Source organism: Stenotrophomonas sp. ASS1, assembly GCF_004346925.1.
Taxonomy (GTDB): Bacteria; Pseudomonadota; Gammaproteobacteria; order Xanthomonadales; family Xanthomonadaceae; genus Stenotrophomonas; species Stenotrophomonas maltophilia_A.
Map to the genome: position 1 here is coordinate 2,183,477 of NZ_CP031167.1, position 13,089 is coordinate 2,196,565.

The 13,089-nt window shown below is 65.5% G+C and carries 10 protein-coding genes; 6 read left to right on the forward strand and 4 right to left on the reverse strand.

Annotated features, from left to right (window positions below):
* Positions 1-10: 10 nt before the first annotated feature.
* Together MG068_RS10320 and trxB are read right to left on the reverse strand one after the other, a co-directional pair.
* Entirely contained in the window at positions 11-1,135 is a 1,125-nt protein-coding gene (locus tag MG068_RS10320; protein WP_132810078.1) for a GNAT family N-acetyltransferase, read from the reverse strand.
* Between the two features lie 102 nt (positions 1,136-1,237).
* Complete coding sequence (gene trxB, locus MG068_RS10325; protein ID WP_014037154.1) at positions 1,238-2,209, reverse strand: thioredoxin-disulfide reductase; 972 nt, start codon at positions 2,207-2,209, stop codon at positions 1,238-1,240.
* A gap of 233 nt (positions 2,210-2,442) precedes the next feature.
* On the opposite strand from trxB, the gene MG068_RS10330 reads away from it, so the two are divergent.
* The 3 genes from MG068_RS10330 (at position 2,443) to lolA (ending at position 7,536) form a co-directional block, all read left to right on the forward strand.
* A complete protein-coding gene (locus MG068_RS10330) occupies positions 2,443-4,803 on the forward strand; it encodes a DNA translocase FtsK (RefSeq protein ID WP_132810079.1) in 2,361 nt (786 codons plus the stop codon).
* Between the two features lie 39 nt (positions 4,804-4,842).
* The gene (locus tag MG068_RS10335) at positions 4,843-6,786 is read left to right on the forward strand and encodes a DUF3857 domain-containing protein (protein ID WP_132810080.1); all 1,944 of its coding nucleotides are present in this window, start codon (positions 4,843-4,845) and stop codon (positions 6,784-6,786) included.
* Between the two features lie 111 nt (positions 6,787-6,897).
* Positions 6,898-7,536 (forward strand): outer membrane lipoprotein periplasmic chaperone LolA, encoded by a 639-nt coding sequence (gene lolA / locus MG068_RS10340; RefSeq protein ID WP_132810081.1) that lies wholly within the window; start codon positions 6,898-6,900, stop codon positions 7,534-7,536.
* Positions 7,537-7,740: 204 nt separating this feature from the next.
* On the opposite strand, the gene MG068_RS10345 is transcribed toward lolA, so the two are convergent.
* Entirely contained in the window at positions 7,741-8,913 is a 1,173-nt protein-coding gene (locus MG068_RS10345; RefSeq protein WP_132810082.1) for a hypothetical protein, read from the reverse strand.
* A 448-nt stretch (positions 8,914-9,361) separates the two neighbouring features.
* On the opposite strand from MG068_RS10345, the gene MG068_RS10350 reads away from it, so the two are divergent.
* Together MG068_RS10350 and MG068_RS10355 are read left to right on the forward strand one after the other, a co-directional pair.
* A complete protein-coding gene (locus tag MG068_RS10350) occupies positions 9,362-10,639 on the forward strand; it encodes a replication-associated recombination protein A (RefSeq protein WP_240792131.1) in 1,278 nt (425 codons plus the stop codon).
* A 225-nt stretch (positions 10,640-10,864) separates the two neighbouring features.
* The gene (locus MG068_RS10355; protein ID WP_106548556.1) at positions 10,865-11,254 is read left to right on the forward strand and encodes a DUF805 domain-containing protein; all 390 of its coding nucleotides are present in this window, start codon (positions 10,865-10,867) and stop codon (positions 11,252-11,254) included.
* 73 nt (positions 11,255-11,327) lie between these two features.
* Here MG068_RS10355 and MG068_RS10360 read toward each other — a convergent pair whose 3' ends face one another.
* Entirely contained in the window at positions 11,328-11,702 is a 375-nt protein-coding gene (locus MG068_RS10360; RefSeq protein ID WP_132810084.1) for a hypothetical protein, read from the reverse strand.
* A gap of 280 nt (positions 11,703-11,982) precedes the next feature.
* Between MG068_RS10360 and MG068_RS10365 the strand changes: the two genes are divergently transcribed.
* Complete coding sequence (locus tag MG068_RS10365; protein WP_132810085.1) at positions 11,983-13,011, forward strand: alpha/beta hydrolase; 1,029 nt, start codon at positions 11,983-11,985, stop codon at positions 13,009-13,011.
* Positions 13,012-13,089 lie beyond the last annotated feature (78 nt).

Below are 13,089 nucleotides of genomic sequence, written 5' to 3' on the forward strand. Positions count from 1 at the left end.
AAGCTCGACGCTACGTTCCTGCGCGGAACGGCCCATGCCCCTGCAGCTCCTGCTGGTAACGCCGCACATTGCGCCGCTCCTGCCGGCACCACTCCTGCAGTGCGTCTGCGAAATCCGGATCGGCCACCCAGTGCCTGCTGCGCACCAGCGTCGGCAGGAAGCCGCGTGCCAGCTTGTGCTCGCCCTGTGCGCCCGGCTCGAAGCGGGTCAGCCCTTCGCGCAGGCAGTATTCGATGCCCTGGTAGTAGCAGGCTTCGAAGTGCAGGCCGGGCAGGGTGGCGCCACCCCAGTAGCGGCCGTACAGCGTGTCTCCACCGCGCAGGCAAAGCGCACCGGCAATCGGCTCGCCGTCCTGTTCGGCCAGGAACAGCACCAGCCCCCGACCCAAAGAAATGGCCAGGTGACGCAGGAAGGTCTCGGTCAGCGCCGGGGCATTGCCGTACTCGAGGAACGTCTGCAGGTAGAAGCGGTACATCGCCTGCAGATCGGCGCGGCTCGCTTCATCGCCGTGCACCACGCGGAAGGTGATGTCTTGGCGAACGACCTTGGCGCGTTCCTGGCGGATGTTCTTGCGATGCTTGTGGTTCATCGCACCGAGGAACTGGTCGAACGTCGCCCAGTCGCCCGGGTTCTGCCACTGGAACTGCACGTCTTCGCGCAGCAGCCAGTCATCGCCGAACAGCGCCTCGTCCACTGCGGTGTGGAAGTTGATATGGGCCGAGGACACGTCCAGTGCCGGCAGCGCCTCGCGCAACGCCGACAGCAAGGTGGCGCGATCTGAATCGTGACGGGCCAGCAACCGCGGGCCGGTGACCGGTGAGTACGGCACCGCGCCCAGCCACTTCGGATAGTAGTCGCGGCCATGACGGGCATACGCGTTGGCCCACGCATGGTCGAACACGAATTCGCCGTGGGAGTTGGTCTTCAGGTAACCCGGAATGGCGCCGACCAAGCTGTCGCCTTCCCAGAGCGTGAAGTGCCGGGGCTGCCAGCCCCAGTCCTCGCGCAGGCAGCCGTGCTGTTCAAGCCCGGAAAGGAAGGCATGACTGACGAAGGGGTTGCGGCCGTCGTGCAGGGCATCCCAGTCGGTGGCGGAAACGGACTGCAGGGAGTCGAGGAAACGGGAGGAGGGCATGGGGGAAGGATAGGGCAGATGAAACAGAAAGGCCGACGCACTGGCGTCGGCCTTTTATCCGGAGTCGAGCATGGCTCGACCCTACAGGAGCGGGTCAGCCTCTCAGCTGGCCTTGCCCTGCGCGTCCAGGTAGCGCTCGGCGTCCAGTGCGGCCATGCAGCCGAAACCGGCCGAGGTGATCGCCTGGCGGTAGTGCTGGTCGGCCACGTCGCCGGCGGCGAACACGCCTTCCACCGAGGTCTGGGTGGCGTTGCCGCCCAGGCCCGAGCGGATTTCCAGGTAGCCGTTGTTCATCGCCAGCTGGCCGTCGAACAGGGTGGTGTTCGGGTGGTGGCCGATGGCCACGAAGAAGCCGTGGGCGTCGATGTCGCGGGTGCTGCCGTCCAGCGTGGACTTCACGCGCACGCCGGTCACGCCGGCATCATTGCCCAGCACTTCTTCAACCTGATGGTGCCAGACGGTCTCGATCTTGCCTTCGGCGACCTTCTTGAACAGCTTGTCCTGCATGATCTTTTCCGCCTTCAGGGTGTCGCGGCGGTGGACCAGGTAGACCTTGCGGGCGATGTTGGACAGGTACAGCGCCTCTTCCACGGCGGTGTTGCCGCCGCCGACCACGACCACGTCCTGGTCGCGGTAGAAGAAGCCGTCACAGGTGGCGCAGGCAGACACGCCGCGGCCCTTGAACTCGTCCTCGGTCGGGATGCCCAGGTACTTGGCGGTGGCGCCGGTGGCGATGATCAGGGCATCGCAGGTGTACTCGTGGCTGTCGCCGATCAGCTTGAACGGGCGCTGCGACACGTCGGCGGTGTGGATGTGGTCGAAGATGACCTCGGTCTCGAAGCGCTCGGCGTGGGCCTGCATGCGCGCCATCAGGTCCGGGCCCATCAGGCCGTGGGCGTCGCCCGGCCAGTTGTCCACCTCGGTGGTGGTCATCAGCTGGCCGCCCTGCTGCAGGCCGGTAATGACGACCGGCTTCAGGTTGGCGCGGGCGGCGTAGACGGCGGCGGTCCAACCGGCCGGGCCGGAACCGAGGATGACGAGGCGCTGGTGGCGGGAGGGCAGGCTGGTGCTCATGTAAACTCGCGAAAAGGTAGATGGGACAAGGCGCTGGCGATGTTTGCGCAGCATCCTTGGCTGGTCATAGAGTGGCGGCTGGGGCAGGGCGATTCAAGCCGATGAACGGAACGCCGTCATCCAGCAGTGGGTTCGGCCCCCGGATTGGCCTGCCGGACGTCGCATAACTGAAAACTGACGCCCTCTCATTTATTATCAATCACTAACAGCGCATTCCAAAGGTATGGTCTAAGGTGGCGAAGCAGGTCCCCGAACGCTCCAAGTCCGACGACAGCAAGGCGTCACGTCGCACGGCCGCGGCGGCGACGACCGACAATCCACGCCGCCAGCGTCTCTGGCGCGATCTGGGCCTGATCGCCATCGCGCCGGCCCTGCTGTACCTGGCGGCCAGTCTTTTCACCTATTCAGCGACTGATCCGGGCTGGTCGCATACCGGCAGCGTGGTCGCGCCGGTGCACAACCTGGGTGGCCGCGCCGGGGCCTGGATCGCCGACGTGCTGCTGCAGCTGTTCGGCTACGTTGCCTTCCTGCTGCCGGTGGTGCTCGGCGCGCTGGCGTGGATCGCCATGTTCGGCCTCAAGCGCGAGAGCAAGGGCGAGAACGACCTGGACCCGGCGCTGCGCCTGGTCGGCCTGGTCGGTTTCCTGATCGCCGGCACCGGCTTCCTGCATGTGCGCCTGTTCAGTGGCGATGTCTCCAGCGCTGGCGGCATCCTCGGCAAGCTGGTGGGCAATTCGCTCACGGTCGGCTTCGGCGCGCTGGGCGCGAACCTGTTCGTGCTGGTGCTGCTGCTGGCCTCGATCACCCTGGCCACCGGGCTGTCCTGGTTCACGGTGATGGAGAAGATCGGACGCGGCGTGATGTCGCTGGCGCCGTTGCTGGCGCGCAAGAAGGAAAAAGTCACCGAGTGGCAGCAGACCCGGGTGATGCGCGAGGAGCGCCAGGAAGTGCGCAAGGCCGATGCCGAGGTGCGCGCCAAGCGCGAGCCGGTGAAGATCGAGCCGCGCCCGGAACCGGTGATCGAGAAGAGTGACCGGGCCAAGCGCGACACGCAGATCCCGATGTTCCGTGGCGTCAACGGCGACGGCTCGGACCTGCCGCCGCTGGCCCTGCTGGACGATCCCAAGCCGCAGCCGGTGGGCTACGACAAGGAAACCCTGGACGCGCTGTCGCGGCAGATCGAGTTCAAGCTGAAGGATTTCCGCATCGACGCCCAGGTGGTCGGCGCCAACCCCGGCCCGGTCATCACCCGCTTCGAGATCGAGCCGGCGCCGGGCATCAAGGTCAGCCAGATCAGTTCGCTGGACAAGGACATCGCGCGCGGCCTGTCGGTGAAGTCGGTGCGCGTGGTCGACGTCATTCCGGGCAAATCGGTGATCGGCCTGGAAATTCCCAACGTCACCCGCGAGATGATCTACCTCTCCGAGCTGCTGCGTTCGAAGGAATACGACAAGTCGGCCAGCGTGCTGACCCTGGCGCTGGGCAAGGACATCGCTGGCCGCTCGACCGTGGCCGACCTGGCACGCATGCCGCACCTGCTGGTGGCCGGTACCACCGGTTCGGGCAAGTCGGTGGCGGTCAACGCGATGGTGCTGAGCCTGCTGTTCAAGGCCTCGCCGAAAGACCTGCGGATGCTGATGATCGACCCGAAGATGCTCGAACTGAGCGTCTACCAGGGCATCCCGCACCTGCTGGCGCCGGTGGTCACCGACATGAAGGAGGCCGCCAACGGCCTGCGCTGGTGCGTGGCCGAGATGGAGCGCCGCTACAAGCTGATGAGCGCGGTGGGCGTGCGCAACCTGGCGGGCTTCAACAAGAAGGTGAAGGAAGCCCAGGACGCCGGCCAGCCGCTGATGGACCCGCTGTTCAAGCCGAACCCGGAACTGGGCGAGGCGCCGCGTCCGCTGGAGACGCTGCCGTTCATCGTCATCTTCATCGACGAATTCGCCGACATGATGATGATCGTCGGCAAGAAGGTGGAAGAGCTGATCGCGCGCCTGGCACAGAAGGCGCGTGCGGCCGGCATCCACCTGATCCTGGCCACGCAGCGCCCGTCGGTGGACGTGATCACCGGCCTGATCAAGGCCAACATCCCGACCCGCATCGCCTTCCAGGTCAGTTCCAAGATCGACTCGCGCACCATCCTCGACCAGTCCGGCGCAGAAACCCTGCTGGGCCACGGTGACATGCTGTACCTGCCGCCGGGCACCGCCATGCCCGAGCGCGTGCACGGTGCCTTCGTTTCCGACGAGGAAGTGCACCGCGTGGTCGAGCACCTCAAGGCGATGGGCCCGGCCGACTACGTCGACGGCGTGCTGGACGAAGTGCAGACGATGGGCGACGGCGTGGTCGTCGGCGCCACCGGCCTGCCCGAGAACAGCTCTGCCGGCGATGAGTCCGACCCGTTGTATGACGAAGCGCTGCGGGTGGTCACCGAGACCCGCCGTGCCTCGATTTCCGGCGTGCAGCGCCGGCTGAAGATCGGCTACAACCGTGCAGCGCGATTGATCGAGGCCATGGAAGCGGCCGGCGTGGTCAGTCCGCCCGAGCACAATGGCGACCGCACGGTGCTGGCACCGCCGCCGCCGAAGTAAGACCCGACGTATCCCCCACGACGTCCAAGGAACCGACGCATGCTTCACCCCGTACCAAGCGCGCTGGCACTGGCGCTGGCAGCCTTCCTGGCTGCCGGCCCGGCACTGGCAGACACCGCCACCTCCGCGCCCGCCACGGCGCCGCCTTCCACCAGCGGCGATACCGAAGCCAGCAATAATTTCAGCATTGTCCGTTACCGCGCCGACTACCAGGTGCGGCCGGATGCGGGCAATGTGCAGACCGAAACCTACGAAGTCCTGCTCAAGACCAAGGCCTCGGTCGAGCAGTTCAGCCAGGTGCGGCTGAGCTACAGCGAGAAGATGGAGACGCTGGAAGTACTCGGTGCCTACACCATCACCGCCGACGGCCAGCGCCGCGACGTGCCGGCTGACCGCATCTACACCCAGGAAAGCTATTCCAGCGCCTCGGCGGCGATGTATGCCGACCGCAAGGTGCGGGTGATCGTGTTCCCGAACCTGGCCCCGGGCACGCGCCTGTACTACCAGGTGCGCCGCACCCAGGCCACGCCGTACTTCCCGGGCTACTTCGGCCTGTGGGAGACCTTCAATGTATTCACCGAGTACGAGGACGCCGAAGTCACCCTGAGTGCGCCGGCCAACCTGCCGATGTTCGTCGACAGTCGCGGCGTGCAGGGCAGCGATCGCCCGACGGTGAAGAACGGCCAGGCACAGTGGCGCTGGCGCTACCAGCGTCGCGAGGCCATGCCGGCACAGAACTGGTCGGCGGCAGGATGGGAGTTCGGCCCGAACATCATGGCCAGCACCTATCGTGACTGGTCGCAGATGGGCCGCGCCTACCAGCTCAAGGCCGGCCCGGCCGCGCAGGTCACGCCGGAGCTGCAGGCGCTGGCCGATGAGATCACCGCTGGCATCAGCGACCGACGCGAACAGGCCGATGCGCTGTACCGCTGGGTCGCGCAGAACATCCGCTACGTGGCGGTGTACCTGGGCAATGGCGGCCTGGAGCCGAACAGTGCGCAGAGCATCCTCGACAACCACTACGGTGACTGCAAGGACCATGTGACGATCCTGGAGGCGCTGCTGGCAGCCAAGGGCATCGCCAGCTCGCCGGTGCTGATCGGTGCCGGCGGTGGCCCGACGCTGCCGAAGATTCCAGTGCTGGGTCGCTTCAACCACGCCATCACCTACATTCCCGAGTTTGATCTGTACCTGGATTCGACCACCGCGTGGGCGCGCTTCGGTCAGCTGCCAGAGGGTGACCTGGGTGCACCGGTGATGCGTACCCGTGACGCCACGCTGGCGCGCACCCCGGCCAACACCCCGGAGCGTAACGCCACCTCGATGGAAGTGCGTTTCACCTTCGACGCCAACGGCAACCTGCGTGGTGAGACCATTCCGAAGCTGGGCGAGAACGCCGAGATCGGCATGCGTGCCCAGTTCTCCCAGCTCAACGCGCAGAACCGTGCGCGCGCTGAAGAGCAGATCATGGCCGCCTCCGGTTTCGATGGGCGAGGGCAGCTGCAGATCCAGGGCGTGCCGGTCGACCTGACCCGGCCGTTCGGCTACCGCATGGCGTTCCAGGCCGAGGACTACGCCGACTTCAGCGTGGCCGGCGGCATGGCCGTGCCGGATCCGCCGGGTGGCGAGTCGGTGCGTGGGCTGTACGCCACTGCCTCGGCGCCGGCCAACGAAACGCCGTTCTACTGCAATGCCAGCCTGCGCGAGGAAACCTATCACCTGCAGTTCCCGGCCAATGCGCCGATCATCGCCATCCCGGCCAGCCAGCGTTTCGCCAACGCCGCCGGCGAGTACCGGGTGGACTGGAGTCGCGAGGGCCAGGACGTGATCGTCCATCACCGGTTGCAGCAGAATGCGGTGCGTGGACCAGAGGCGCTGTGCCAGCCGCAGGACTATCCGGCGTTCCGCGCGCTGTACCGCGAAGTGCGGCGCGGCTTCCGCGGGCAGGTGCTGTACGGCAAGCTGCCCAGCTCGGGTGGCTGAATCGCCGATGGACGTTCGGGGCGGCATAATGTCGCCCTGATCGCCCATTCATCTTTCCCCGGGCACACTGGCAACCACCTTTCCTGGCGCCCGCGCCCACAGGATTCCCGCATGAACTTCCGCTTCCGCCGTTTCCTTGCCACCACCACCCTGGCCGTGGCCTGCGCCGCCGCCGGTAGCGCCTGGGCTGGCGCCCGCGATGACCTGAAGACCTTCACCAGTGGCCTGAAGGGCCTGGATGGCCAGTTCAGCCAGCAGGTGTTCGACAGCCGCGGCAAGGTGAAGGAATCGACCAGCGGCCGCGTGGCCCTGTCGGCGCCGCGCCTGTTCCGCTGGGAATACGTGCGTCCGCACGAGCAGCTGATCGTGGCCGACGGCAGGAAGGTCTGGATGTACGAGCCGGACCTGGAGCAGGCCACCGTGCGCGAGCAGGGCAAGGAAGAGCAGAACAGCCCGCTCACCGCGCTGATCAACCCGGCGCTGCTGGAACAGCAGTACGACGTCAGTGAAGAGGCCGCGCAGCGGGACGGCCTGCAGTGGCTGTCGCTGTCGCCGAAGCGCGATACCGAAGCCAGCTTCCAGTACGCCGCGCTGGGCTTCAACGCCCAGGGCCTGGCCAGGATGGAGATCACCGATGCGGTTGGTCAGCGCACCGTGATCAGCTTCAGTGGCTGGAAGCGCAACCCGGGCTTCGCGGCCGGCACCTTCAGCTTCACCCCGCCGAAGGGCACCGACGTCATCGGTAACTGATCGGGGACGCCGGGCATGGCCCGGCGCTACCTGCTCTGGTGGGTGTCAACCGGCACCGCCCTGGTGGGTGTCAACCTTCTGCTCCGGTGGGTGTCAACCTTGGTTGACACGCTTTTGCTTGATCTGCCGGCCAGCGGCCGGCACTATCCGATCATTGCCTGGTGCTGGTGGGTGTCAACCTTGGTTGACACGCTTTCGGCCAGCTCATCCGTTGTCCGGATGAACGATCACCTGCCACGCGGTGCCATCAAATCGAATCAGGTCCCAGGGCGTCAGCACCCAAAGCACGCTACCGACGGAACTGATATCAACAATCGTTGCATCTCTCAGTTCTTCGGGGATGCCTTCCAGCAACGGTTCAACTACGCCGGTTTCTAGACCGTAGACGTAGAGGCCGCCATTCTCCGAGCCGATGTAAACCTGTTGCTTGTACTGGCACGCAGAGTTGAAGTTGATGCCTTCGCCGACCTCGTGTTGGAGGCACTCGAATCCAGCGGAGATGTCGCCCGTAACGATGGTGCCGTGCATTCCTACAAGGACGAGGCGGCCCTGGTCGGTCCTGCAAGCATGAAGCAGCTCCGCAGTAGTGACTTGTTCGGGCACGGTCCAGCTCGAGCCATCCCAGTGCGCAATCAGGCCTTGGGAGCCGATTGCGTAGAGGTCAGCAAAGCCCGTTCCGCAGAGGTCGTTCACGCTGCCCACGCGGAACTCAGCGAGTAGCTGGTTGAATCCTTCATCCTCCCGGACATGGGTCATGTGGGCTCGCCAATCGGCGAATCTCCGGCGAAGCTCTGCGTCGCGTTCCATCGGATCTCGAGGAAGTGCGGGAGCATCGCCCAGTTCGAGCAGGTGGCCGAAATCTTCGAGCCAACTGACGAAGTCATCCAGATCCGACTCGTCTTCGTCCTCCTCGCAGAAGGCAGTCGCGAATTGGGTTGGAAGCTGCCGCCATCCGCCGTCGCCCCGATGATGGATCTGTCCTCTTGTGCCGCTGCAGAACAGATCGTCGCCCAGCAATCGCAAACGGGTAAGACCTCCGGGAAAGTCGGCGCCTTCAGCTGGGACGTACTCGATCGTTGCCCCAGCACGGGAGTAATCTTCCAGCTGCCCATGGAAATCCAGGGCAAGCACACGACGGGGGCGACCGCCTTCTTCCTCTGGGACAAGCTGTGTGGACATGACCTGAAAGTCCTGCAGGTCATGGTGGAACCACTCCTCTTTGGGGGTGCGGCCAAAGACGAACATACGGGTGGGTGGGCCGGGATCCGGGTCGTAGTATTCATGCCCAGGCCCAAGGGCCGCAGCCAGATAGTAGATGTCCGCATCGACCGCGCAGCCAGCAATGAACTCAAGGACATTGGATTCGGGATCTCGCACGCTTGGGTCCTGAAGGGTTGAGCTCCAAATTCTCGGTTACTGATGAGGACGCACGGACCTCGGGAAAGAGCGCTCTATGTTAATCAGTGGCTTACCGGTGGATTGGCTGCGGCGGATTCGGCTCATTTCCGACACATTGAGGGGCTGCCGGCCAGCGGCCGGCACTACCACCCGTGCGGCCTGATCGCCGGCATGGCCCGACGCTTTCTGCTCTGGTGGGTTTCAACCGGCACCGCCTTGGTGGGTGTCAACCTTGGTTGACACGCTTTTGATCTGCCGGCCACGGCCGGCACTACCAGACATCGCGTCCCGCCCGCCGGGCACGGCCCGGCGCTACCGTTGGGCGGCGCGGTACAATGACCGCGTGCCAAGACATCGTTCAACTTCCTTCCCCGGCCCCGATCTGCTGAGCGTCGATCGGGAACATCTGCGCCCGCTGGCCGAGCGCATGCGCCCACGCACCCTCGACGAGATGGTCGGGCAGAAGCGCCTGCTGGCGCCGGACAGCGCGCTGCGTCGCGCGGTCGAGTCCGGTCGCGTGCACTCGATGATCCTGTGGGGGCCGCCGGGCTGTGGCAAGACCACATTGGCGCTGCTGCTGGCCGAGTATTCCGACGCCGAGTTCCGCGCCATCTCCGCGGTGCTGTCCGGCCTGCCGGAAGTGCGCCAGGTGCTGGCAGAGGCCGCACAGCGTTTCGCTGAAGGTCGCCGCACCGTGCTGTTCGTGGACGAGGTGCATCGCTTCAACAAGGCACAGCAGGACGCGTTCCTGCCGCACATCGAACGCGGCACCATCCTGTTTGTCGGTGCCACCACCGAGAATCCGTCGTTCGAACTGAACTCGGCGCTGCTGTCGCGTTGCCGTGTGCATGTGCTGGAAGGTGTTTCGCCTACCGACATCGTCGAGGCGCTGGAGCGTGCGCTGGGTGACCGCGAACGCGGCCTGGGCGAGGAGGGCATCGAGGTCGCCCCCGAGCTGCTGCTGGAAATCGCTACCGCCGCCGACGGCGACGTGCGCCGTGCGCTGACCCTGTTGGAAATCGCTGCCGAGCTGGCGGGCGGGGAGGGTGGTCGCATCACGCCGCAGACCCTGACCCAGGTGCTGGCCGATCGCACCCGTCGCTTCGACAAGGGCGGCGAGCAGTTCTACGACCAGATCTCAGCGCTGCACAAGTCGGTTCGCAGTTCCAACCCGGATGCCGCGCTGTACTGGCTGACCCGGATGCTCGATGGCGGCTGCGATCCGTCCTACCTGGCCCGCCGGCTGACCCGCATGGCCATCGAGGACATCGGTCTGGCCGATCCGCGCGCGCAGAGCATGGCGCTGGAGGCCTGGGACATCTACGAGCGGCTGGGTAGCCCGGAAGGCGAGCTCGCCTTTGCTCAGTTGGTGCTGTACCTGGCCAGTACCGCCAAGTCGAATGCAGGCTATGCGGCCTTCAACCAGGCCAAGGCCGATGTGCGCGAGAGTGGCACCGAAGAAGTGCCGCTGCACCTGCGCAATGCGCCGACCAAGCTGATGAAGGAGCTGGGCTGTGGTGCCGAGTACCAGTATGACCATGATGCGGAAGGCGGTATCGCACTGGACCAGACCGGCTTCCCGGATGCGATGGGCGAGCGCGTGTATTACAACCCGGTGCCGCGCGGCCTGGAAATCAAGCTGAAGGAAAAGCTGGACAGGCTGCGCGCCGAGCGCGAGGCGGCGCGGGCGGCAAAGGGTCGTTGAGCCCGCTCTTGTAGAGTCGAGCCATGCTCGACTCCGCTCTTTGACGGACTACGGGTGCCTTCTGGAATAGCAGTCGAGCATCGCTCGACTCTACGGAGGGCAATGGCAGTCGAGCATGGCTCGATTCTACAGGGGGCAATGGCAGCCGAGCATGGTTCGTCGCCACATTGTCCATAGCGCGTGCATTTGGCACACTGCGCGGCTTCTCTTTCAAGGATCGATGCCGTGCAGGAAATGATTCTGCCGTTGAAGCGCTACGCCCAGTTCGAGGGCCGCGCCAACCGCCGCGAGTACTGGATGTACCAGCTGTTCCTGTTCCTGGTCGCAACCGCGGTGATGCTGCTGGCCGGTGTGCTGGCGATCCTCCTGCGCAACAGTCCCGATGCACTGGCCGGCATCCTGATCGGCATGGTGGTGCTGCTGGGCGTGATGTGGCTGGCCACGATCGTGCCGCTGATTGCCGTGACCGTGCGCCGCCTGCATGACTGCAACCAGTCGGGCTGGCTGTTCCTGCTGGCGCTGGTGCCGGGCGGTGGGATCGTGATCATGATCTTCTCGCTGCTGCCGGGCACGCCGCAGGAGAATGTTTACGGTCCGGTGCCTTCGGGGCCGTGATCTTGCATGAGTCGAGCATGGCTCGACTCTACAGAGGCAAAGAGAAGAAGCCGGCGTTTCGCCGGCTTCGTCGTTATTTCAGGGTGCAATCGCCGAAGGACAGGTAGTCCGTGCCGGAGCTGAACTGCAGCGTGCAGCTGGCGGTGAAGGTGGCGCCTTCTTCCAGTGCGCCCAGTTTGGCGGCCTGCTGCTCATCATCGCTGGTCAGCCGGGCCAGGACATTGCCCTGGTCGTCGCCGGCCTCGATCAGCGGTTCACCCGCCAGGTTGCTGGAAACGCCCAGTGCCACGGCGGTGAACGTCACCGTCTGGTTGAGTTGGTCCATGCTCAACGTCGAATTGCCGGCCTCTTCAAAGGCCTGGTAGAGCGACGGCAGATCCTGCGCGGCGTGGGCGGCCAGTGGGGCGAGCAGGCCGAGGGACAGGGCGATCAGTGCGGTGTGCTTCAAGGGTTCTCACAATCATGGGATCCGATCCCATGGCGGTTGTGTGCAGATGAACGCGACCCGGATGGCGGCAAGTGCCCGCCATCCATGGCTGCGCTGTAAGCGGGGCGATCCAATGCCCCGATGGGCGGCAAAATAGGGGAATTGCTGCCCCTTGCGCAACCCGGGCGTGCGCGCGCGTGATACACAGCGTGACGTTCGATCGATGTGATAATCATTCGCGTTTAAGGTAGACTGCGGTCCCTTGTGAACCGGCGGCCCTGGGCCGCTTCTGCCGCCGCTGATGAAGCATTTCGTCCCGCCTTCGCGCCGTGGTCCACTGGCCCGCGGCCTGGTCGCCTTGATGATGGGTCTGCTCCTGGCCACCCCGTACGCCCATGCGCAGCAGCGCAATCCGCTGCAGAAGATCGGCCACACCGTGCTCGACGAGCCGGCGGTCAGTTATCGCTTCGAGCATTTCGTGGTGGACAGTCCCGACCAGCAACGCCGCTGGCGGGTGAACCTGGCGATTCCGGCCAAGGCCGGCAAGACGCCATCGCCGGTACTGTATGCGCTGGATGGCAATGCCGTGGCCATGGTGCTGGACCAGCCGTTGCTGGCCGAACTGGCCGCACGCAAGGCGCCACCGGTACTGGTGCTGATCGGCTACGACAACGACCTGCGCATCGATTCCAAGGCGCGCACCCGCGACTACACCGCGTGGATTGATCGCGCCGACGACGAGAGCGGTACGACCCAGGCGGTTGGCGGTGGTGCTGCCGCGTTCCTGGATGTGATCGAACGCCGCATCAAGCCGGAAGTCGAGCGCCGCGCACGCATTGATACGCAGCAGCAAGCACTCTGGGGCCACTCGCTGGGTGGGTTGTTCGTGCTCAATGCGCTGTACACCCGTCCCGCCGCCTTCCAGTCCTATCTGGCGGCCAGTCCGTCGCTGTGGTGGAGCCAGGGCGCGGCGCTGGGTGATCCGGAACAGCAGTTCGTGCAGAACGTGCATGGCCAGCCGGCAAAGCTCTGGCTGATGCTGGGCGGTGCCGAGCGTGTCGGCGATCGCGGCAAGCGCGACATGAACAACCCACGCGTGGTCGCGCACCTGCGTCGTATCGGTGGGGCCACCCCGGATGCTGCCATGCAGCTGTCCGAGCGCTTGGGCAAGCTGCCGGGCATGCGCGTGCAGTACCGCGAGTTCCCCGGCCTCGGCCATGGCCCGATGCTGCCCGCGTCGTTCCACGCTGCGCTGCACGAGCTGTATGGCGTGACCGACCGCAGCGCCGGTGACGGCGCGCCCAACGGTGGTGACAGCGCCGCCGAATGAATCCCTTCGCATGCCAAGGCATGCGACCCCACTACCCAGGCGAGGCTGCCGATGTGCAGCGGCCCAGGCAACCGATGA